Source organism: Acerihabitans sp. (genome assembly GCF_036398755.1).
Lineage (GTDB): Bacteria > Pseudomonadota > Gammaproteobacteria > Enterobacterales > Enterobacteriaceae > Acerihabitans.
This window is the reverse complement of sequence record NZ_DASWOM010000108.1, coordinates 25,058-45,268: the sequence shown is the minus strand read 5'-3', so window position 1 is coordinate 45,268 and position 20,211 is coordinate 25,058. Positions and strand designations below refer to the sequence as shown.

General features: G+C 56.9%; 18 protein-coding genes. 13 read left to right on the top strand and 5 right to left on the bottom strand.

Annotation, left to right across the window (positions count from 1 at the left end; translation table 11 throughout):
* Positions 1–257 precede the first annotated feature (257 nt).
* Together moeB and moeA are read right to left on the bottom strand one after the other, a co-directional pair.
* Positions 258–1,022, bottom strand: coding sequence for a molybdopterin-synthase adenylyltransferase MoeB (gene moeB / locus VGC33_RS18305; protein WP_331122207.1), 765 nt, complete (start codon positions 1,020–1,022; stop codon positions 258–260).
* 9 nt (positions 1,023–1,031) lie between these two features.
* On the bottom strand, positions 1,032–2,267 hold the full coding sequence (moeA, locus tag VGC33_RS18300) for a molybdopterin molybdotransferase MoeA (RefSeq protein ID WP_331122206.1): 1,236 nt from the start codon (positions 2,265–2,267) through the stop codon (positions 1,032–1,034).
* A gap of 391 nt (positions 2,268–2,658) precedes the next feature.
* Between moeA and VGC33_RS18295 the strand changes: the two genes are divergently transcribed.
* From VGC33_RS18295 to VGC33_RS18260, 8 genes are all read left to right on the top strand, one after another.
* Positions 2,659–3,612 carry an isoaspartyl peptidase/L-asparaginase family protein gene (locus tag VGC33_RS18295; RefSeq protein WP_331122205.1) on the top strand — a complete coding sequence of 318 codons (954 nt, stop codon included), beginning with the start codon at positions 2,659–2,661 and terminating at the stop codon, positions 3,610–3,612.
* Positions 3,613–3,623: 11 nt separating this feature from the next.
* On the top strand, positions 3,624–5,594 hold the full coding sequence (locus VGC33_RS18290) for a dipeptide ABC transporter ATP-binding protein (protein WP_331122210.1): 1,971 nt from the start codon (positions 3,624–3,626) through the stop codon (positions 5,592–5,594).
* 28 nt (positions 5,595–5,622) lie between these two features.
* Positions 5,623–7,164 carry a glutathione ABC transporter substrate-binding protein GsiB gene (gsiB, locus tag VGC33_RS18285; protein ID WP_331122204.1) on the top strand — a complete coding sequence of 514 codons (1,542 nt, stop codon included), beginning with the start codon at positions 5,623–5,625 and terminating at the stop codon, positions 7,162–7,164.
* Positions 7,165–7,173: 9 nt separating this feature from the next.
* Complete coding sequence (gsiC, locus tag VGC33_RS18280) at positions 7,174–8,094, top strand: glutathione ABC transporter permease GsiC (protein WP_331122203.1); 921 nt, start codon at positions 7,174–7,176, stop codon at positions 8,092–8,094.
* A gap of 9 nt (positions 8,095–8,103) precedes the next feature.
* Positions 8,104–9,009, top strand: coding sequence for a glutathione ABC transporter permease GsiD (gene gsiD / locus VGC33_RS18275; RefSeq protein ID WP_331122202.1), 906 nt, complete (start codon positions 8,104–8,106; stop codon positions 9,007–9,009).
* 1,010 nt (positions 9,010–10,019) lie between these two features.
* The gene (locus tag VGC33_RS18270) at positions 10,020–10,343 is read left to right on the top strand and encodes a SymE family type I addiction module toxin (protein ID WP_331122201.1); all 324 of its coding nucleotides are present in this window, start codon (positions 10,020–10,022) and stop codon (positions 10,341–10,343) included.
* Positions 10,340–10,534: a type II toxin-antitoxin system PrlF family antitoxin gene (locus tag VGC33_RS18265; protein WP_331122200.1), complete on the top strand. Its 195-nt coding sequence runs from the start codon at positions 10,340–10,342 to the stop codon at positions 10,532–10,534. The genes VGC33_RS18270 and VGC33_RS18265 overlap by 4 nt, the downstream gene beginning before the upstream one ends.
* Before the next feature lie 60 nt (positions 10,535–10,594).
* A complete protein-coding gene (locus tag VGC33_RS18260; RefSeq protein WP_331122199.1) occupies positions 10,595–10,936 on the top strand; it encodes a type II toxin-antitoxin system YhaV family toxin in 342 nt (113 codons plus the stop codon).
* A gap of 496 nt (positions 10,937–11,432) precedes the next feature.
* Here VGC33_RS18260 and VGC33_RS18255 read toward each other — a convergent pair whose 3' ends face one another.
* Positions 11,433–12,260 (bottom strand): 5'-nucleotidase, lipoprotein e(P4) family, encoded by an 828-nt coding sequence (locus VGC33_RS18255; RefSeq protein ID WP_331122198.1) that lies wholly within the window; start codon positions 12,258–12,260, stop codon positions 11,433–11,435.
* Between the two features lie 289 nt (positions 12,261–12,549).
* Between VGC33_RS18255 and VGC33_RS18250 the strand changes: the two genes are divergently transcribed.
* Positions 12,550–13,659 (top strand): PQQ-dependent sugar dehydrogenase, encoded by a 1,110-nt coding sequence (locus VGC33_RS18250; protein ID WP_331122197.1) that lies wholly within the window; start codon positions 12,550–12,552, stop codon positions 13,657–13,659.
* A 143-nt stretch (positions 13,660–13,802) separates the two neighbouring features.
* On the opposite strand, the gene VGC33_RS18245 is transcribed toward VGC33_RS18250, so the two are convergent.
* Positions 13,803–14,429: a glutathione S-transferase family protein gene (locus VGC33_RS18245; RefSeq protein WP_331122196.1), complete on the bottom strand. Its 627-nt coding sequence runs from the start codon at positions 14,427–14,429 to the stop codon at positions 13,803–13,805.
* A gap of 372 nt (positions 14,430–14,801) precedes the next feature.
* Here VGC33_RS18245 and VGC33_RS18240 point away from each other — a divergent pair, with 372 nt between their 5' ends.
* From VGC33_RS18240 to VGC33_RS18225, 4 genes are all read left to right on the top strand, one after another.
* On the top strand, positions 14,802–15,644 hold the full coding sequence (locus VGC33_RS18240; protein ID WP_331122195.1) for a MetQ/NlpA family ABC transporter substrate-binding protein: 843 nt from the start codon (positions 14,802–14,804) through the stop codon (positions 15,642–15,644).
* Positions 15,645–15,716: 72 nt separating this feature from the next.
* Entirely contained in the window at positions 15,717–16,733 is a 1,017-nt protein-coding gene (locus tag VGC33_RS18235; RefSeq protein WP_331122194.1) for a methionine ABC transporter ATP-binding protein, read from the top strand.
* Positions 16,726–17,385 carry a methionine ABC transporter permease gene (locus VGC33_RS18230; protein ID WP_331122193.1) on the top strand — a complete coding sequence of 220 codons (660 nt, stop codon included), beginning with the start codon at positions 16,726–16,728 and terminating at the stop codon, positions 17,383–17,385. The genes VGC33_RS18235 and VGC33_RS18230 overlap by 8 nt, the downstream gene beginning before the upstream one ends.
* A 265-nt stretch (positions 17,386–17,650) precedes the next feature.
* Positions 17,651–18,850 (top strand): serine hydrolase, encoded by a 1,200-nt coding sequence (locus VGC33_RS18225; protein WP_331122192.1) that lies wholly within the window; start codon positions 17,651–17,653, stop codon positions 18,848–18,850.
* Positions 18,851–18,906: 56 nt separating this feature from the next.
* Here the strand turns inward: VGC33_RS18225 and VGC33_RS18220 are convergent, their stop codons facing one another.
* Entirely contained in the window at positions 18,907–20,199 is a 1,293-nt protein-coding gene (locus tag VGC33_RS18220; protein WP_331122191.1) for a serine/threonine transporter, read from the bottom strand.
* Positions 20,200–20,211: the final 12 nt, after the last annotated feature.

Here is a 20,211-nt window from a genome sequence, read left to right as displayed (position 1 = left end):
GCCGCCAGGGACCGCGCAGCGGCGCACGATCTGCCGGCAGCCCGGGAGTTGAGAGGGCCGGGCTAGCGGCCCTCTCATCGCTTGCCTGCACCAGGCAACAGGGAACGCCGCCGCCCGCGGCAAGTGAAACCCGCTCCCAGCTAATCAACGCCGCCCGCGGCAAGTGAAACCCGCTCCCAGCTAATCAACGCCGCCCACGGCAAGTGAAACCCGCTCCCAGCTAATCAACGCCGCCCACGGCAAAAGCGATTTACCCATCACTCGGGCGCCGCCGTCCCGCACACGGCGCAATGCGCATCCCTTGGCAATGCCAACTCACGAAATTGCAGCGTCATGGCGTCATACATCACCAACCGGCCAGCCGGCGCCTGGCCAAACCCCGTCAGCAGCTTAATCGCCTCCATCGCTTGCAGTGAGCCGATAACGCCCACCAGCGGCGCCATAACGCCGGATTCCGCGCAGGTGAGGCTTGCGCTACCAAACAAGCGGCTCAGGCAACGGTAGCAGGGTTCGCCGGGCCGGTAGGTAAACACGCTGATTTGTCCCTCCATTCGGATAGCCGCGCCGGACACCAGCGGCACCCGGCGGGCAAAACACAACCGGTTAAGCTGCTCGCGGGTCGCCAGGTTATCGGTACAATCCACCACCACGCCATGTCCCGCGATCAGTGCGGACAGCGCCTCGTCGTCCAGGGCGCCGTTGCGCGTGGCAATCGTCACATGAGGATTGACCGCCGCCAGGGCAATGGCGGCGGAGTCGACTTTAGCCATGCCGATGCGGCGATCGTCATGCAATATCTGGCGTTGCAGATTGGACAACGCCACGTCGTCAAAATCCAGCAGGGTAAGGTGGCCGATGCCCGCGGCGGTGAGATAAAGCGCCGCCGCGCAGCCCAGTCCGCCGAGGCCCACCACCAGCGCGCCGGCGTTTTTCAGCCGTTCCTGGCCGTCAAAATCGAAGCCGCGCAGCATGATTTGCCGGTTGTAGCGCAGCATTTCCTCATCAGTCAATTCGTCCGCCACGGCCCGGCCTTATGATAACAACAAAGAGTTAAAGGGTTCGATCTCCACCCATTCGCCCACCGCCACATCATCCCGCTCGGCCGGCAGCACGATAAAGCAGTTGGCGGCGCTGAATGAACTGAACACATGGGATCCCTGCGGACCGGTGCCGGCGACCTCGATATCGCCCCGCGGCGTGGTATGGAACACGCCCCGCTGGAAATCCAACCGGCCGGGCGATTTTTTCAGCCGGGTCAGCGTTCGCGCGCGCAGCCGGGCGGGCAATCGCCAATGGACCCGGCCGGTGAGCCGCGCTATCAGCGGCTGCACCAACTGGTAAAATGTGACCGCCGCCGACACCGGATTGCCCGGCAGACCGCAGAACCAGGCATGTTCCAGCCGGCCGAAGGCAAAGGGTTTGCCGGGTTTTATCGCCAGTTTCCAGAAGGCGATTTCCCCCAGTTCCTCCAGGATGGTTTTGGTATAGTCCGCTTCGCCCACCGACACGCCGCCGCTGGAAATCACCAGATCCGCCCGGCTGTCCGCCTGGCGAAATGCATCGCGCAGGGCCTGGGCATCGTCGGCGATAATGCCCAGATCGATTATCTCGCAGCCCAACTGGCGCAGCATCAGGCGGACGGCAAAACGATTGGTGTCGTGGATTTGCCCGCAGGCCAAGGGGGCGCCGATAGGCTGTAATTCATCGCCGGTGGAAAACAACGCCACCCGCAGCCGCCGCACCACGCCGATTTCCGCTATGCCCAGCGACGCCAGCAGCGGCAGCTCGGCGACCCCCAGCGCGCGTCCGGCGGACATGACCTGATCGCCCAGGCGGATATCATCGCCGATACGGCGGATATTCTGTCCCGGTTTTGCCGGGGCGGTAAAACGCACCCGATCCCCGGATAATTCGGCCTGCTCTTGCATGATTACCGCTTCCGTCCCGGGGGGAACGGGAGCGCCGGTCATGATGCGCACCACGCTTCCCGGCGGCCAATCGCCCGCGAAGGGCTGGCCGGCAAAGGCCTTGCCGGCAATCGGCAACGGTGCGCCGGCGGTTACATCCGCCAGGCGCACCGCATACCCGTCCATGGCGGAATTATCGAATGGGGGAACATTGACCGGGGAGAACACCGCGGCGGCGGTGATCCGGCCGGCGGCGTCGGCCAACGCCAGCGTTTCACTCTCGCCAAGCGGTTCTGTCCTGGACAGCATGTTTTCCAGGGCTTGTTCAAGCGTAAGCAGGGACGAATTAATGGATGCCATAGCAACTCCAGCTGCGTCCGCCGTTGATCCGGCGGACGGTAAGGCAATTATGCCGTGGCTTATTATGCCAGAAAACTCATATCATAAAGCGGACGGCGTAAAACTTGTGATCTAAAATACGCCGGCGCCGTAAACGCGCGGGATTCGCTTTGCCGGTTTTTAGCTAAGCATAGACGGCGATTTTGCCTAGAGTAAGGTCATTATTGCGGATACCGTCAATAGTTGCATTTCCGCTTTACACTGACGGGCAGGGTTAATATAGTCAAAAATAATAACCAAATCGCTATATGTTGGTTTTAATTAATTAATAACTAAGGAATGGCCGGGGTGTTCGCTGTCATACCGGCAGCCGCCCATTCCTTGTGTGCGGATTTGAAGGGTGTTTTAACTGATGAGCAGACCAGTCATTGTCATCCATGGCGGCGCCGGCGCCATTGCGCGCCAGGCCATGAGCGCGGAAAAAGAACGGCACTATAACCAGGTCCTGGCCGGTATCGTCGAGCGCGGGCAGGCTATCCTGGCGGCGGGCGGCAGCGCCCTCGACGCGGTAACCGAGGCCGTGCGCCTGCTCGAAGAGTGCCCGCTGTTCAATGCCGGCAAAGGCGCGGTATTTACCCATCAGGGCGGCCATGAGCTGGATGCCGGCATTATGGACGGCCGTACGCTTGCCGCCGGCGCCGTATGCGGCGTGACCCATATTCGCAATCCTGTTCTCGCCGCGCGCGCGGTGATGGAGCACAGTCCGCACGTGATGTTCACCGGTAACGGCGCGCAGGCGTTTGCTTTTGCCCACGGCCTGGAGCGGGTAGAGCCGGAATTCTATGATACCGCCGAACGCTATGCCCAACTACAGCGCGCCCTGGCCGATGACGCCGGCGCCATTCTCGATCATGATGCGCCGTCCGGCGGCGATCCCCTGGATCCGGATCGGAAGTTCGGCACCGTAGGCGCGGTAGCCTGCGATCGCTTCGGCCATCTGGCGGCGGCCACCTCCACCGGCGGCATGACCAACAAGCAGACCGGCCGGGTGGGGGATTCGCCCATTATCGGCGCCGGATGTTATGCCGATAACGCCACCGCCGCGGTGTCCTGTACCGGCAGCGGAGAAGTCTTTATCCGCGCCGTGGCCGCCTACGACGTCGGCGCGCGCATGGCCTACGGCGGGCTAGCGCTCCAGGAGGCCGCCGGGCGGGTGATTTTTGATAAGATCACGGCCCTTGGCGGCTCCGGCGGTCTGATTGCGGTGGACGCCGCCGGCAACGTGGCGCTGCCGTTTAACAGCGAGGGTATGTATCGCGGCGTCGGCTATGTCGGCTCAACGCCTGATATCGGTATCTACCGCTGATGGCCGAACCCATGGCGGCGGGCCGCCATCCGGATCCGTCGCCGGCGCTGGTTTTACCTGAGGAGCAGGTCTTGTCGGTGCGCGACCTGAGCGTGCATTTTTCCCATGAAGGCCAGCGCATCGAGGCGGTGCGGCGTATTTCATTTGCCATCAATCGCGGCGAAACCCTGGCGATCGTCGGCGAGTCCGGTTCGGGGAAATCGGTCACCGCATTATCTATTATGCGTCTGGTGGAACTGGGCGGCGGCCGGGTGGACAGCGGCGTGATGCTGTTCCGCCGCCGCGGCGGCGAGGTGCTCGATCTGGCGCGGGCGGGGCAATCCCGGCTTCGCGCCCTGCGCGGCGCGGATATGGCGATGATTTTCCAGGAGCCGATGACGTCGCTCAATCCGGTGTTTCCGGTGGGCGAGCAGATAGCCGAATCCATCCGCCTGCATCAGGGCAAAGACCACGGCAGTGCCCGGCGGGAAGCGCTGCGCATGCTGGATCTGGTACGCATTCCCAATGCCGCAAGCATGCTCGATCGCTACCCGCATCAGCTCTCCGGCGGCATGCGCCAGCGGGTGATGATCGCCATGGCGCTATCGTGCAAACCGGCGCTGCTGATCGCCGATGAGCCCACCACCGCCCTGGATGTGACCATACAGGCGCAGATCCTGCAACTTATCCGCACCCTGCAGCGTGAAATGCAGATGGGGGTAATGTTTATAACCCACGATATGGGCGTGGTGGCCGAAATGGCCGATCGGGTACTGGTCATGTACCAGGGCAATGATGTGGAGTCCGCCCCGGTCAACGCGCTGTTTGCCCATCCCCGGCACCGCTATACCCAGGCTTTGCTGGCGGCGGTGCCGAAGCTGGGTTCAATGGCCGACAGCGATTTCCCGGCTAAATTTCCGCTGCTGAAAACGCAGGCCGCGCCATTGGCGCCTGCGGACACAAACGCCAATGGCGAGGCTGCGTCAGAAGGCGTCGCGGCCGCAGACCGGGCAAAGGATTCCAATGCCCTACGCGCGGACAACGCACAGGATACCGTGCCGCCGCACGCCGCGCCGATTTTGCAGGTCAAGGATCTGGTCACCGGCTTCGATATTCGCGGCGGCATGTTTAACCGCGTGCGGCGACGCGTGCACGCGGTGGAAAAAGTCAGTTTTTCCCTGTATCCCGGCGAAACCCTGGCGCTGGTGGGTGAATCCGGCTGCGGCAAATCCACCACCGGCCGCTCGCTGCTGCGCCTGGTGGAAAGCCAGAGCGGCGATATTATTTTCAACGGCCGGTCGATTACCACGCTTGCCGGGCATGAATTGCAGCATCTGCGCCGCGATATCCAGTTTATTTTCCAGGATCCCTACGCCTCGCTCGACCCCAGGCTGACCGTCGGTTATTCCATTATGGAGCCGCTGATGGTACACCGTGTGGCGCAGGGCAAAGACGCGCAGCGGCGGGTGGAAACGTTATTGACGCGCGTCGGGCTGCTGCCCGAACACGCCCAGCGCTATCCCCACGAGTTTTCCGGCGGCCAGCGCCAGCGTATCTGCATCGCCAGGGCGCTGGCGCTTAATCCCAAGGTGGTGGTGGCCGATGAATCGGTTTCGGCGCTGGATGTGTCGATCCAGGCGCAGATAATCAACCTGATGCTCGATTTACAACGTGAGTTCGGCATTGCCTTTTTGTTTATTTCCCATGATATGGCGGTGGTGGAACGGGTCAGCCATCGGGTGGCGGTCATGTACCTGGGACAAATTGTGGAGATAGGACCCCGTCGCCAGGTGTTCGCCAATCCGCAGCATCCTTATACCCGCAAATTAATGTCGGCGGTGCCGGTGCCCGATCCCGCGCGTCGCCGGCCGGAACATGCTTTACTGGTAGATGAGATTCCCAGCCCCGTCCGGGCGCTGGGTGATGAACCAATGGTTGCGCCGTTGGTCAAGGTCGGGGAGGGGCATTATGTAGCCCGTCATCCGATCGGCGGCGCTTACTGACAGGGATTTTCATGGAGAATGCAATCTTATGATAAAAAACACCATAAAACGTAATGTACTTATTGCCTCGGCGGTAATGGGCGCACTGGCCGCGGCGCCGGCCTGGGCGGCCAAAGACGCGGTAATCGCGGTGGGTTCCAATTTCACCACCCTGGACCCGTACGACGCCAACGATACCCTGTCGCAGGCGGTGGCCAAATCGTTCTACCAGGGACTGTTCGGTTTCGATAAGGATATGAAGCAGGTTAACGTATTGGCGGAAAGCTATCAGGCCAGCGCCGACGGCCTGACCTATACCATCAAGCTGCACAAAGGCGTCAAGTTCCAGGACGGAACCGATTTTAACGCCGAAGCGGTTAAGGTTAACCTGGACCGCGCCAGCAATCCGGACAACCATCTCAAGCGCTACAATCTGTTCAAGATGATCGACAAGACCGAAGTGATCGACCCGTTAACGGTAAAAATCACGCTGAAAACGCCGTTTTCGCCGTTTATCAATAATCTGTCCCACCCGGCGGCGGCGATGATCTCCCCGGCGGCGCTGCAAAAATACGGCAAGGAAATCGGTTTTCATCCGGTGGGCACCGGCCCTTACGAGTTTGAAGTGTGGAACCAGACCGATTTTGTCAAAGTGAAGCGTTTTGACGGTTACTGGCAAAAAGATGCCGCCAAGCTCGACAGCATCACCTGGCGCCCGGTGGTGGATAACAATACCCGCGCGGCGATGCTGCAAACCGGCGAGGCAAATTTTGCCTACCCGGTACCTTACGAACAGGCCGCGCTGCTGGCGAAAAGCGCTAAGCTGGATTTAGTCTCGGCGCCGTCTATTCTGCAGCGTTATATCAGCCTGAATGTGACGCAAAAGCCGTTCGATGACGTCAGGGTACGCCAGGCCGTTAACTACGCCATTAATAAAGACGCGCTTATCAAAGTGGCCTACGCCGGCTATGCCGTGCCCGCCCAGGGACCGCTGCCCGCAGGCATCGACTACGCGGTAAAATTTAAACCCTGGCCCTACGATCCGGCCAAGGCGCGCGAGCTGCTGAAGGAAGCCGGTTATCCGGACGGGTTCACCACCACCCTGTGGTCATCGCACAACACCAGCACCTTCCAGAAGGCGCTGCAGTTTACCCAGCAGCAGCTGGCGCAGGTGGGGATTAAAACCACCGTTACCGCCATGGATGCCGGCCAGCGCGCGGCCCAGGTAGAGGCTAAAGGGGTCAACGAAACCGGCGTGCGGATGTTCTATACCGGCTGGTCAGCCTCCACCGGCGAGGCCGATTGGGCTTTGACGCCGCTGTTCGCCAGTACTTCCGCGCCGCCCGCCATCTTCAATACCGCCTATTACAGTAATCCGCAGGTGGATAAAGATTTGACCGATGCGCTGAAAACCACCGACCGCGCCGAGAAAACCCGTATATATAAGGATGCACAGGATAAAATCTGGGCCGATGCGCCTTGGGTATTCCTGCTGACGGAAAAATTGCTGTACGCGCACAGCAAAAACCTGACCGGGTTTTATGTGATGCCGGACAGTTCGTTTGATTTCACCCACGCCGATATGAAATAACCCGGCAGAATGCTGAATTATTTTATCAAGCGTTTATTGGGGCTGATCCCGACCCTGCTGATTGTGGCGGTGCTGGTGTTCCTGTTTGTCCACCTGCTGCCGGGCGATCCGGCCAGGCTGGCGGCGGGGCCCAACGCCGACGCCTCTGTGGTGGCGCTGGTGCGCCAGGATTTGGGCCTGGACCGCCCCCTGCCGGAGCAGTTTGTCCATTTTATCGCCAATGCCGCGCGCGGCAATTTCGGCACCTCCCTGGTGTCGAAACGGCCGGTCAGTACCGAGATCAGCTCGCGGTTTATGCCCACCTTCTGGCTGACTGTCGCCAGCATGCTGTGGGCGGTGATTTTAGGCATGGCGCTGGGCATTGTCTCGGCGGTATGGCGTAACCGCTGGCCGGACCGCATCGGCATGACGCTTGCGGTATCGGGGATTTCTTTCCCCGCCTTCGCGCTGGGCATGCTGCTGATGCAGGTGTTTTCCGTCGGCCTGGGCTGGCTGCCCACCGTCGGGGCGGACACGCCGCGGCATTATATCCTGCCGGCCATTACCCTGGGCGCGGCGGTGGCGTCGATTATGGCGCGCTTTACCCGCGCTTCTTTTGTCGAGGTGATGCAGGAAGACTATATGCGCACCGCCCGCGCCAAGGGCGTGAGTGAGTTTTGGGTGGTAGTCAAACACGGCCTGCGCAACGCCATGATCCCGGTGGTGACCATGATGGGCCTGCAGTTCGGTTTTCTCTTGGGCGGCTCGATCGTGGTGGAAGCGGTATTTAACTGGCCGGGGCTGGGCCGTTTGCTGGTGGATTCGGTGGAAATGCGCGACTATCCGGTGATCCAGGCCGAGGTGCTGCTGTTTTCCCTGGAGTTTATCGTTATTAATTTACTGGTGGACATGTTATATGCGGCAATCAATCCGTCTATCCGGTATCAGTAAGGGCGCGCGATGAAATTCTGGCGACGAAACGCCGCGCTGGCGGCGATGCCGGTGATTAACCCCCATCGCGTGCGCACCCCGTGGAGCGAGTTCTGGCGGCGTTTTAAACAGCAGCCGCTGGCGCTGGCGGCCGGGATTTTTGTCTTGCTGTTGATTATAGCCGCGCTGCTTGCGCCCTGGCTGGCGCCGTTTGACGCGGAGAACTTTTTTGATTATGACCGGCTTAACGAGGGCCCTTCGGCCGTACATTGGCTGGGGGTGGATTCCCTGGGGCGCGACATTTTCAGCCGCATCCTGATGGGCACGCGCATCTCGCTGGCGGCGGGCTTTTTTTCGGTATTGCTCGGCATGGTCATCGGCACGGCGATGGGCCTGGTGGCCGGATTTTATGAAGGCTGGTGGGATCGGCTGATTATGCGGATTTGCGACGTGCTGTTCGCCTTTCCGGGTATATTGCTGGCTATCGCGGTGGTGGCGATCATGGGCAGCGGTATGGCGAATGTGATTATCGCCGTGGCGATCTTCAGTATTCCCGCTTTTGCCCGGCTGGTGCGCGGCAACACGCTGGTGCTCAAGCACCAGACGTTTATTGAATCGGCGCGCAGCATCGGCGCCTCCGATCGCACCATCCTGCTGCGGCATATCCTGCCGGGCACCATGTCTTCCATCGTGGTGTATTTTACCATGCGTATCGGCACGTCGATCATTACCGCCGCCAGCCTGTCTTTTCTTGGCCTGGGCGCGCAGCCGCCGATGCCGGAGTGGGGGGCGATGCTTAACGAGGCGCGGGCGGATATGGTGACGGCGCCGCATATTGCCATTTTCCCGAGTCTGGCGATTTTTTTGACGGTGCTGGCGTTTAATTTGCTGGGGGATGGGTTAAGGGATGCGTTGGATCCGAAGCTGAAGAATTAGGCGGGCTTACGCCGGTGAGCGTGATAGAGTTTAGCTTACCGGAGGTGGCGCAGGTGGGTGCGGTGGGGTTTCGCTTGCCATGGTGGGGCAGATGAGTGCGATGGGGTTTCGCTTGCCACGGGTGGCGGCGTAGTATGCTGCCCCGTGCGGGCAATCGACGATGGGGCCGGCAGTCGCCCCGGCCCCCTCGACCCCCGGGCTTCCGGCAGATCGCACGCCGCTGCGCGGTGCCTTCCGTCCCTTCTCCCGCCCGATGGACCGCACGGTACGCGCTCCCGGCGCGAACCATGCTCTCGCCGCATCCCTGCGTCTCGTCCGGTCGGTAGCCGTGCCGTCAGCGTGCTTGATGCCGGTACAAGGTCAACGTCAAAATCAACGGCCAATGCCGAATGCCGAATGCCAAATGCCAAATGCCAATAGTAGATGCAATAGTAGATGGCAATGTCAAAAGCAGATGGCAATCCCAAAGCAGGTGATCATCTCAAAGCAGGAACCGGTGTTTAAGGTAGTAGCCAATGGTAGAAGCGGTTTTCAAATATAAAAGCAGATGCTATGTACCATTATGCTGGTTAGACTAATGCCGGTTGCCGTTATGGGATTAAAAGTCGCTGTTTTCAATCATTATGAAATATTTAACAAATGAGTAATACAGATAAATTTTTCAACCAGCAATATTTAAGGTGATATTTCTATTGATTGGAATGATGTTAAACAAAACTCGATATTTTTATTTTTAGTCGATTTTTTATCCATCCACTGGTAAATTAACCAGTAGAGGAAAAATAAACATGCCGTTGCCAATATTCTATATAAGTGTTAAGTGTTGCGAATTTAATATTATCAATCTTCAATTTATTTAAAATTATCCGAAATAATATACGAATGGATATGTTTACTAGCAAAATGATGCGCTAGTTATATGATTTATCACGGTAAGTTAATAACGCGGCGATAAAGAGTAGAAGCTCGTTAGCACCGCTAACCAGCAGCAACTAGAAAAGGTAGTTACCATGGCTAAAAAGAATTGTAAGTCAGAATTCGGCACATCCCAAGCAAAAGTTGAAACCCGTTATTATACTGTGGGCTACGTTCCAAATGGCGGAAAATGTGACGCGCCGCCCGCGCTGCATATTAAAGGACGCTGGTTGCACCATGAGGCTAATGGTATGCTTGCATTCACACGCAATAAACAAAATGGATATGAAGTATTTGTTGAATCCAAACTGACGGTTCGCGGTCAGACCACTTTCCCTGCTCCTGTACGCGATGCATTGCAGCTTAAGGCCGGGGAGAGCCATACTGCTATAGAATTTTACCCTCCGGCGAAGTCATGATCTCGCGCCAGGTAGAAGAAGAAGAGGATCCGGTAATGTTAAAATTTCTGGATTTTTTGGAAAAAGATATGCGTGATAATCCGCATCATATCCAGCCATTGCCTGCATCTTTGATGTCTCGAGTGGACGAGCTTACGTCTGGCATAGACATTGATCTCGATGCCCCTCTCGAGGGTGAGGATGATGAGTAAGGATTATGATATGAAACATATAAAATAAATGGATGGATTATCTCGTGTCACCCCTGTTTTATGGAGCAGATTTCCGCTTTAATTGAAAAAGTGGATTTATTAAAGCAAAAATACCCAGATGTTTATGAAAAAAAGAAATCGGCCAGAGTCCTCGCCACGACAAAAAAAGTTATCTCATGTAGAATAACCTGTGCTCCTGGCGCTAATGAATTTAGACAGGGTAGTTCTTTGGGTGATGCGCACAAACACTGGTTCCGTGCCAAATTTCTTCAGCAATATCGTATATATTACCGGTACAGCGAAAGGTATCAACATATTGTTCTGGGGTGGTTGAATAATGATGAAACGTTGCGGTCCTGCGTCAGTAAACTGACGCTTATAAAGTTTTTTCGGGTATGTTGAAAACGGGATACCCACCTGATGATTGGGAGACCTTACTCAAAGAATCTATTCTCGATCCAGAATGAGTCAAACGGTTGCTGTTGCACGAAGCACTATTTACTCATACTTGGTAGGCCCGCAATAATCGCTGAACAAACTGAACAGAAGTATAAAATTATCAGGCTTTCAACTTCTTTTGGCGTCATCCTAAATCGTCCTTTAAAAAAATAAACGATGAAATAATTATGCAGCCATTTGTTGTTGACCTTGCTCCGGCATACAGCGCGCGATCTGCCGGAAGCCCGGGTGTCGAGAGGGCCGGGGCGACTGCCGGCCCTTCGTCGATTGGCCGCACGGGGCAACATAAAGCACCGCCGCCCACGGCAAGCGAAACCTGCGGCCAGCGTCACATATCAGCCAGAAAACCCTGCCCGCATTGTAAACATACCAGCAAGCGAAACCCGCGCCCGGCGCCACATATCAGCCGGCAAACCCTGCACGCAGCGCAAATCCATATTTATTTCCCATCCCACGCATCAACCCTCTCCTCCCTGATCTTCACCTTGCCCTCATCGTTCACCTTAAAGTAATCCTGCGCCATGCCGCCCTCCCAATCACCGTAGCTGGGATTGGGCAGCACAATATACTTGCGCCCGAACTCCTCCTGGTGACGATTGACAAAATCCCGGCGCTGGGTATTTAGCTTATGATATGGCTCGCCGCTAAAATCATTCAGGTTATCGCCGACATATACCACGATATCAAAACCCTGTTTCTCCACCGCCGCGAAACGCTCAACCTTGTTGGAACTGCCGCCGGTGGGTTTGAGCAACAGCGTTTGCGGGCTGACGCCGGCAAAGCCCAGCGCGTTGAGATTATCCACCGTGGCGGTGTAATCGGCCTGTGCCCGGTTTGAGACGTAAAAAATATGGCCGCCGTTTGACAGCACATAATGGGAGAACTCCACCGCCCCCGGCAGCGCCTTGGCCTCGCGCGCCTGAGTCCATTTACTCCAGGTGGCGTCGGTAAACGGCTGGTGGTTTTTAATCTGCCAGCCGGCGTAGGCGCTATTATCAATCATGGTTTCATCCAGGTCGACCACCACCGCTTTTTTAAGTCCCGGGCGGGTTTTGGCTTGGGCAAATGCCGTCTCGGCGGTATTAAAGGCTTGGTAGGACAGGGCGCTGATTTCGCCGGATTGCTGCATCCAGTTAACGGCAAATACGGTTTGTTCCGTAAGCTTTTGCTGTGCCATTTCGGGCGAGGCGGCCTGTTGATGAGGCGCACAGCCGCCTAACAGCAGGCTGAGGGTCATAAAGGTGAATCCGCATGTTATGGTCTGCATTGTTTCTCCTTGTCATATCCCGAAACTGTCTGGAGTTAAAAACCTGCACGGCGCGTTATGCCTGTCTGGCCTGCAGCACGGGCATCAATTTGCACAATAATTTTGTTATTTATGAATTAATAACATGCAATTGATTAATTATGAAATAAAAATCATCAGCTCAATGGGCAAGAAAAATCACTCGACGCGGAGAGAATATTGTCAGTAAGTGTAAATCCGGCGGCGATTTATCGCACAACCGGTACGGCATTTCTACGCTTATGGGGAACGATAAAATGGAGAGAACACCATGCGTTGGATAACACCTTTACTGCTGGCGGTCGGTCTGGCTTTGGTTGGCGGACAGGCGACGGCGGCGGGGCTAAGGGTCACTCAGTTGCTCGCGGGCATGGCTCACCCCTGGTCTCTGGCCTTTTTGCCGCAGGACGGAGGTATGCTGATTACCGAACGGCCGGGACGGCTGCGCTATTGGCAGCCGGGACAGCCCCTGTCGGCCCCCATCGCCGGCGTGCCCAAGGTCTACGCCCACGGCCAGGGCGGGCTGTTCGATGTGGTGCTGGCGCCGGATTTTGCCCAATCACGACGCATCTATCTCAGTTATGCCGAAGCGGGAAAAGACGACGCGGGGACGGCGGTGGGATATGGCCGCTTATCGGAAAACAATCAGCAACTGACCGATTTCAAGGTTATTTTCCGCCAGCAGCCCAAACTGTCCAGCGGCGAGCATTTCGGCGGCCGGCTGGCATTCGATCGGCAGGGCTTTCTGTTTATCAGCCTGGGCGAAAATAACCGCCGTCCGACGGCGCAGGATCTGACCAAGCATCAGGGCAAAATCATCCGCTTAACCGCCGATGGCGAAATTCCCCCGGATAATCCCTTCGTCCACGATGAAAACGCCTGTCCGGCTATATGGTCCCTGGGACACCGCAACCCGCAGGGATTGGCCCTGAACCCCTGGACCAACGCCCTATGGGAAAATGAACACGGTCCCCAGGGGGGCGATGAGGTGAATATCATCGCCAAGGGGGCCAATTTCGGCTGGCCGATCGCCACCTACGGCATTAATTATTCCGGCTTGAAGATCCCGGAAGCCCGGGGCGGCGTGGTGGCGGGAACGGTACAACCGGTCTGGTACTGGCAAAAGTCTCCGGCGGTAAGCGGCATGGCGTTTTATAACGCCGATCGTTTCCCGCAGTGGAAGAACTCGCTGTTTATCGGCGCGTTAAAGCAGCAGGCTTTAATCAGGCTAACCCTGGAGGGCGACAAGGTGGCGTCGGAACAGCGCCTGCTGGAAGATCGCCATGAACGCATCCGCGATGTGCGGGTGGGGCCGGATGGATTTGTGTATGTGCTGACCGACGAGGGCAACGGCAAACTGCTCAGGCTGGGCCTGGAGTAACAGCCTGGGTAACGGCGTCCGGGCCACGCCCGGCGGATGGCGGTCAGTGTTTTCGGGCTGATAGGACCATAGGGTCCGGGGGCGGTCAGGCGCGCTCGCGCGGGCAATGGAGACGGGTGCCGGCCGAGGGCGCCTGGGCGCAATCAGCTTAGCGGCAGCATAACCCGCGTTTGGAAACCATGACGGGAAGAGATGGCGTCATACCAGGTTTGCAGATGGGTGCGCGGTTTGCGCTCGATATCCAGGGTAAACCAGTTATACGCCAGGCAACCGATGGGAATGTCGCCGATGCCAAATTTTTCCCCGGAAAAATAGGGTTGTTTTTCCAGAGCGGTTTCGGCGATATCAAATAATTCTTCGCACCGCTTAACGCCGTTTTCTATCAACTGCTTGTCTCGTTTGGCCGCCGGCGTGCGGATAAGATTGATGTACACCGGCGTGAGCGCCGGCGCCAGGCTGGATAACGCCCAGTCCATCCATTTTTCCGAGGTGGCGCGTACCGCGGCATCCGCCAGCAGCCAGATGTCCTGGCCGAATTTGGCCGCCATATAGCGTACGATGGTATTGGATTCCCATAGCACCAGATCGTTGTCGTCATCCTGCAGGCAGGGCACAAGACCATTGGGATTTAACGCCAGGAACAGCGGATCCTTGTTTTTACCGTATTCGCCGCCGGCCGGTATCACGTTAAACGCCAGATCGAGTTCCGCCGCGCACCACAACACCTTTTTAACATTCACCGAGTTCTCACGGCCCCAGATTGTCAACATTGTACCTTCTCCGTATACATTCTTTTAAAAAATTGCGGTAATTGCCAACGAGGACCTGACAGGCCGTTTTGCCTGACCAAAAGCCATCATCTTGGCTTCGCGCATCAACGTGGTGTTAAGTCTGATTTTAGCGCATAAAGGGAAAATAACCTTTTCCCCCAAAGAGGTTACCGTTTTATCCTGCTTTGATGGATTATAACCTGTAAAAATCTGCAATCATTGATAAACATTTTACCATGAATAGTTAAACGATATTTTATTCCAAAAAAAAACGGCTCGCCAAGAACAGAAGATACCCAAGGGCGAATTATGCTTTAATCATGGGTTTTACGGCCTGTGGCCGGGTGTATTCATTTTGGGAAAGGTGTGGTTATGATGTTGACAAAATCCGTGCGCGTTGCTTTATTCGTGGGCCTCTTCGCCCTGGGGTCGCAGTTGGCCCAGGCCAATAGCGATCCGAAAACCATTGTCTTCGGCGTTGCGCCTGGTCCTTATGGCGATATGGTCAAGCAGGCCATCAAACCTGAACTGGTCAAAAAAGGGTATACCGTCGAGGTGCGCGAGTTCAGCGACTATGTGCAGCCGAATATGGCCTTGGCCAACGGCAGCATTGACGCCAACTTGTTTCAGCATACGCTTTATCTGGAAAAATTTGCCGCCGACAAAAATCTTAAGGTGAGCAAGCTGATTACCGTGCCCACCGCCAGCATGGGATTTTATTCACATAAAATCACCGCCATTAACCAGCTTAAACAAGGCGATATCATCACCCTGTCCAACGATCCGACCAACCTGGCGCGCGGTCTGCGTTTTCTGGAAAAACTGGGGCTGATTAAAATCAAGGCGAATATCGACCCGACTAAAGCGTCGGAACGGGATATTGACCAGAACCCACGTGGCCTGGTCTTTAAACCGCTGGAGGCCGCCCAGTTGCCGCGTACCCTCGACAGCGCCAGCGGCGCGTTGGTCAACGGCAATTTTGCCATTGCCGCGGGACTGAAGATGTCATCGGCCCTGGCGCTGGAGACGCTGGATGAAAATCTGAAAAACGTCATTGCGGTACGTACCGACGATGTGGACAAACCCTTTGTCAAAGACATTAAGGCCGCGGTGGAATCGCCGGCCTATGCCGAGGTGATCAACCAGCCCTCCTCCATGTTCAGTCAATTCCAAAAGCCGGAATGGATGCAGGCCGCCCCCCAGGTTAAACCCTGACTATCCGCCTGCCGGCGCTATTGACCGGCAGGCCGTGTTCCGCTTTGGATGTGATTGTGGAGTTTGCGGATAATGATCCAGCTAGACCATATCAGCGTTGATTTTCCCCAGGGAAAACAACCGGGCGCCCGCGCGGTGGATGACGTCAGCCTGCATATCAAACGCGGCGAAGTCTACGGTATCGTCGGCGCCAGCGGGGCGGGCAAAAGCACGCTGCTGCGCACTATCAATCTGCTCCAGCGGCCTAGCGCCGGCGAAGTTATCGTTAACCAAACCCGGGTGAGCGCGCTTTCCGGCGGCGAATTGCGCCGGCAGCGGCAAAAAATCGGCATGATTTTCCAGCATTTCAACCTGATGCATACGCGCACGGTAGCGGCTAACGTCGCCTTCAGCCTGCGGGCGGCCGGCAAGTCCGCCGCCGATATCGCCAGGCGGGTGCCGGAAATCCTGGCGCTGGTGGGACTGGCCGATAAGGCTACGGCCTTTCCGGCACAGCTCAGCGGCGGGCAAAAGCAGCGCGTCGGCATCGCGCGCGCCATCGCCAACCAGCCCGAAGTATTGCTGTGCGATGAGCCGACCTCGGCGCTTGACCTGGAAACATCGGCATCGATACTGACGCTGCTTAAAGAGATCAATGTCCGCCTCGGCATAACCATCGTCCTGATTTCCCATGAAATGATGGTCATCAAGACCATCTGCGACCGAGTGGCGGTCATGATCGGCGGTAAAGTCGTGGAGGAGGGGGAGGTTTTTGATATTTTTGCCACGCCGCAACACGACTTTACCCGCCAACTGGTCGCGCATACGTTCAATTTGGAACTGCCGCCGCGCTTGATGCGGGATTTGCGCGGCACCCTGCTGAAGATACTGTTTGTCGGCGCCTCGGCCGAGCAGCCGGTGCTGTCGGATGTCGCCACGCGTTTCGGCGTGTCGGTGAATATCCTGCACGGTAAAATCGAATATATCGGCTATCGCGCCTTGGGTTTGCTGGTGGCGCTGTTAACCCATCCCACCCGGCCGGAACAGGTGGCCCTTGCCGTGGCCTATATCCAGGAAAATACCGCGCGCGTGGAGGTGCTGCATGGCTGATTTATGGCTCGATCTGTTTGCCGCGTTTGGCGAAACCTTCCAGATGGTGGGTATCGCCACGCTGTTTTCCATTATCGGCGGCCTGCCGCTGGGCTTTCTGATTTATGTCACCGACCGGCATCTGTTCTGGCAAAACCGCGCGCTCTATCTTGTCGGCACGGTGTTGGTGAATATTATCCGCTCGATTCCTTTTGTCATCCTGCTGGTGCTGCTGCTGCCGCTGACACAGTTTTTACTGGGCAACACCATCGGGCCGATTGCCGCCGCCGTGCCGTTATCCGTCGCGGCCATCGCTTTTTACGCCCGGCTGGTGGACGGCGCGCTGCGCGAAGTCGACCCCGGTATTGTCGAGGCCGCCGAGGCGTTTGGCGCCAGCCCGATGCGCATCATCTGCACGGTGTTATTCCCTGAGGCGTTGGCGGGATTATTACGTGGATTGACCATTACCCTGGTCAGCCTTATCGGCTATTCCGCCATGGCGGGGATTGTCGGCGGCGGCGGTGTCGGCGATCTTGCCATTCGTTTTGGATATTATCGTTATGAAACCAAGGTAATGATCATTACCGTGGTGGCGCTGGTGATTTTAGTGCAAATCGTCCAGGTGCTCGGCGACGCCCTTGCCGCGCGCGCCGACCGGCGCGGCAAACGCTAGCCCGGCGTGCGCTAAAATAAACGTAAAAAAGGCTGACTATTTATCGTCGATGCGGCAAAGTTGAACAGTTTCGAATAAACTCAACGTATTTAGACTGCTGACAGGCCAGCACATGAGTTTAATGCGGGTATAATGAGCAAGCACACGACAGCGTTGATGGCCAGGCCCAATATGCCTGTAAGCATGGCTGCGCCATCAAACCCTGTTGGAATCTCTACCGTGAGTTACGCGGTTACCATTGTTGAATGGATACTCTGGTCACGCCATGAATAATGACATTTTTCCACAAAGACATACCACCCTGACCCTGGGCGCACTGCTGGTGCTGGTTCTTATCCCCGCCGCCCGGGCCGAAACCCCTCCCGCCGCGCCGGAAGTGAACGCCAAGGCCTTTATCCTGATGGACTACCAAAGCGGCAAGGTCCTGGCGGAGTCGAACGCCGATATGCGTCTGGATCCCGCCAGCCTGACAAAAATCATGTCCAGCTATGTGATTGGCCAGTCCCTGAAGGCCAAAAAAATCACCGAGCAGGATAAAGTGACCATCGGCAAGGATGCCTGGGCCACGGGTAATCCGGTGCTGCGCGGTTCGTCGCTGATGTTCCTGAAGCCCGGCGAACAGGTCTCGGTGGCGGATTTGAACAACGGAGTGGTGATCCAGTCTGGCAATGATGCCAGCATAGCCCTGGCGGATTATGTCGCCGGCAGTCAGGATGCGTTTGTCAGCCTGATGAACAAATACGTCGACGTCATGGGGCTGAAAAATACCCATTTCCTTACCGTGCACGGTCTGGATGCCGAAGGACAATACAGCACGGCGCGGGATATGGCGATCATCAGCCAGGCGCTGATCCGGGATGTGCCGGACGAATATGCCCTGCACAAACAAAAAGAGTTTACCTATAACAAGATAAAACAGCTCAACCGTAACCGGCTGCTGTGGAACAGTACGCTTTCGGTGGACGGCATCAAGACCGGTTATACCGACGGCGCGGGCCATAACCTGGTGGCATCGGCGACCGCAAATGGCGGCATGCGGCTGATTTCCGTGGTGCTGGGCGCCCCGACCGACGGGGTGCGTTTTCGCGAGAGCGAAAAAATCCTCACCTGGGGCTTCAATTTTTATGAAACCCTGACGCCGATAACCGCCGGTAAGCCGTTTACACGCCAGCGGGTGTGGTTTGGCGATCGCAGCGAGGTGGATCTAGGCGTGGCGCAGGATGCGTCGATTACCCTGCCCAAGGGCCAGATGAAAAACCTGAAAGCCTCTTTTACGCTGGCATCGCCTCATCTTGAGGCGCCGCTGGCTCGCCATCAGGTGGTCGGCACCATTGATTTTCAACTGGACGGCAAGGTTGTGGAACAACGTCCGCTGGTGGTGCTGGATGAAGTGCAAAAAGGCGGTTTCTTTCGCAATATCTGGGATTGGATCCTGCAAACCATACACGGCTGGTTTGGCAAATAAACCGGGTCGTCTTAGCTGAAAAGAATATGCCTCCCTGCGGGAGGCATATTACCAATCTATGCCACCAGTTTATATAAAATCGCCGACAGCGCGATAAACCCGATGACCCAGACAAAATAATTGCTGGCCGCGCCGCGATAGCGTGCCATGGCGGGCACCTTCATGATGGCGTACATGGGCAGCAGGAACAGCAGCATGGCGATAATCGGCCCCCCGAGCATTTCGATAATGCCCAGGATGTTGGGGTTGATGGTCGCCACCAGCCAGGTCGACGCCAGCATAAACACCCCGGCCACGCGCTGCAGCGTAACGTCATGTACCGTTCGGCCTTCTTTGCGCAACGCCTTGCCCATCAGGCTGATAAAACCCTCGCTGGCGCCGAGATAATGGCCGAGAAACGATTTGGTTATCGCGACAAAAGCCACTACCGGCGCCAGAAAGCCGATAAAGGGGTTATTGAAGTGATTGGCCAAAAAGGACAGGATTGATATATTTTGCGCTTTTGCGTCTGCCAGGTCCTGGGGCGAGAGGCTGAGGACACAGCTGAACACGAAAAACATCACCGTCAGCACCATCAGGATATTACTGCACAGTAAAATGCGCGAGCATTTGTGTTCCGCGTTATCGCCGTATTCCGCTTTTTTCGACATGGCGAACGCGGAAATGATGGGTGAATGGTTAAATGAAAACACCAGCACCGGAACGGCCAGCCACAGCGTGTTCCATAACCCGCCGCCGCCGGCGCCGCCAAGGGGCGGGGCGCTGTGAAAGAGGGCGGTGCTCCAGTGCGGCACCAGGAACGCGCCTAAAAACATCAGCACCGCGACAAAGGGAAACACCAGCATGCTCATGACCCGGACGATAATGTCCTTGCCGAAACGGATGATGGTCATCAGGCCCAAGATCAGGATTAATGACAGCAGCGCGCGCGGCGGCGCGGTGAGATGCAATTGATGGGTAATGAACGTGTCGACGGTGTTGGTGATGGCGACGCCGTACACCAGCAAAATGGGATAAATGGCAAAAAAATAGAGTAGGGTGATCACCTGTCCCGCGCGGGCGCCGAAGTGTTGCTCGACCACGTCGGTGATATCCCGGCATGCGTCGTTGCCCGATAACACTAGGCGGCACAAAGCGCGATGGGCGAAAAATGTCATGGGAAAGGCAATCAGCGCCATGATTAACAAGGGCACCAGGCCCCCGATGCCCGCATTGATAGGTAAAAAAAGCACCCCGGCGCCAATAGCCGTGCCATAAAGCCCCATCATCCAGACCGAATCCGATTTGCCCCAGGATGCGGCTGTCGTCGGATGGACCAGGGTCTCTGTGGTTGCTTGAGTTGTATTCATTATATCTCCAAA

Coding starts and splice junctions, on each gene's coding strand:
- moeA (WP_331122206.1), bottom strand. CDS start 2,267: ATGGCATCCATTAATTCGTCCCTGCTTACGCTTGAACAAGCCCTGGAA.
- VGC33_RS18295 (WP_331122205.1), top strand. CDS start 2,659: ATGAGCAGACCAGTCATTGTCATCCATGGCGGCGCCGGCGCCATTGCG.
- VGC33_RS18290 (WP_331122210.1), top strand. CDS start 3,624: ATGGCGGCGGGCCGCCATCCGGATCCGTCGCCGGCGCTGGTTTTACCT.
- gsiB (WP_331122204.1), top strand. CDS start 5,623: ATGATAAAAAACACCATAAAACGTAATGTACTTATTGCCTCGGCGGTA.
- gsiC (WP_331122203.1), top strand. CDS start 7,174: ATGCTGAATTATTTTATCAAGCGTTTATTGGGGCTGATCCCGACCCTG.
- gsiD (WP_331122202.1), top strand. CDS start 8,104: ATGAAATTCTGGCGACGAAACGCCGCGCTGGCGGCGATGCCGGTGATT.
- VGC33_RS18270 (WP_331122201.1), top strand. CDS start 10,020: ATGGCTAAAAAGAATTGTAAGTCAGAATTCGGCACATCCCAAGCAAAA.
- VGC33_RS18265 (WP_331122200.1), top strand. CDS start 10,340: ATGATCTCGCGCCAGGTAGAAGAAGAAGAGGATCCGGTAATGTTAAAA.
- VGC33_RS18260 (WP_331122199.1), top strand. CDS start 10,595: ATGGAGCAGATTTCCGCTTTAATTGAAAAAGTGGATTTATTAAAGCAA.
- VGC33_RS18255 (WP_331122198.1), bottom strand. CDS start 12,260: ATGCAGACCATAACATGCGGATTCACCTTTATGACCCTCAGCCTGCTG.
- VGC33_RS18250 (WP_331122197.1), top strand. CDS start 12,550: ATGCGTTGGATAACACCTTTACTGCTGGCGGTCGGTCTGGCTTTGGTT.
- VGC33_RS18245 (WP_331122196.1), bottom strand. CDS start 14,429: ATGTTGACAATCTGGGGCCGTGAGAACTCGGTGAATGTTAAAAAGGTG.
- VGC33_RS18240 (WP_331122195.1), top strand. CDS start 14,802: ATGATGTTGACAAAATCCGTGCGCGTTGCTTTATTCGTGGGCCTCTTC.
- VGC33_RS18235 (WP_331122194.1), top strand. CDS start 15,717: ATGATCCAGCTAGACCATATCAGCGTTGATTTTCCCCAGGGAAAACAA.
- VGC33_RS18230 (WP_331122193.1), top strand. CDS start 16,726: ATGGCTGATTTATGGCTCGATCTGTTTGCCGCGTTTGGCGAAACCTTC.
- VGC33_RS18225 (WP_331122192.1), top strand. CDS start 17,651: ATGAATAATGACATTTTTCCACAAAGACATACCACCCTGACCCTGGGC.
- VGC33_RS18220 (WP_331122191.1), bottom strand. CDS start 20,199: ATGAATACAACTCAAGCAACCACAGAGACCCTGGTCCATCCGACGACA.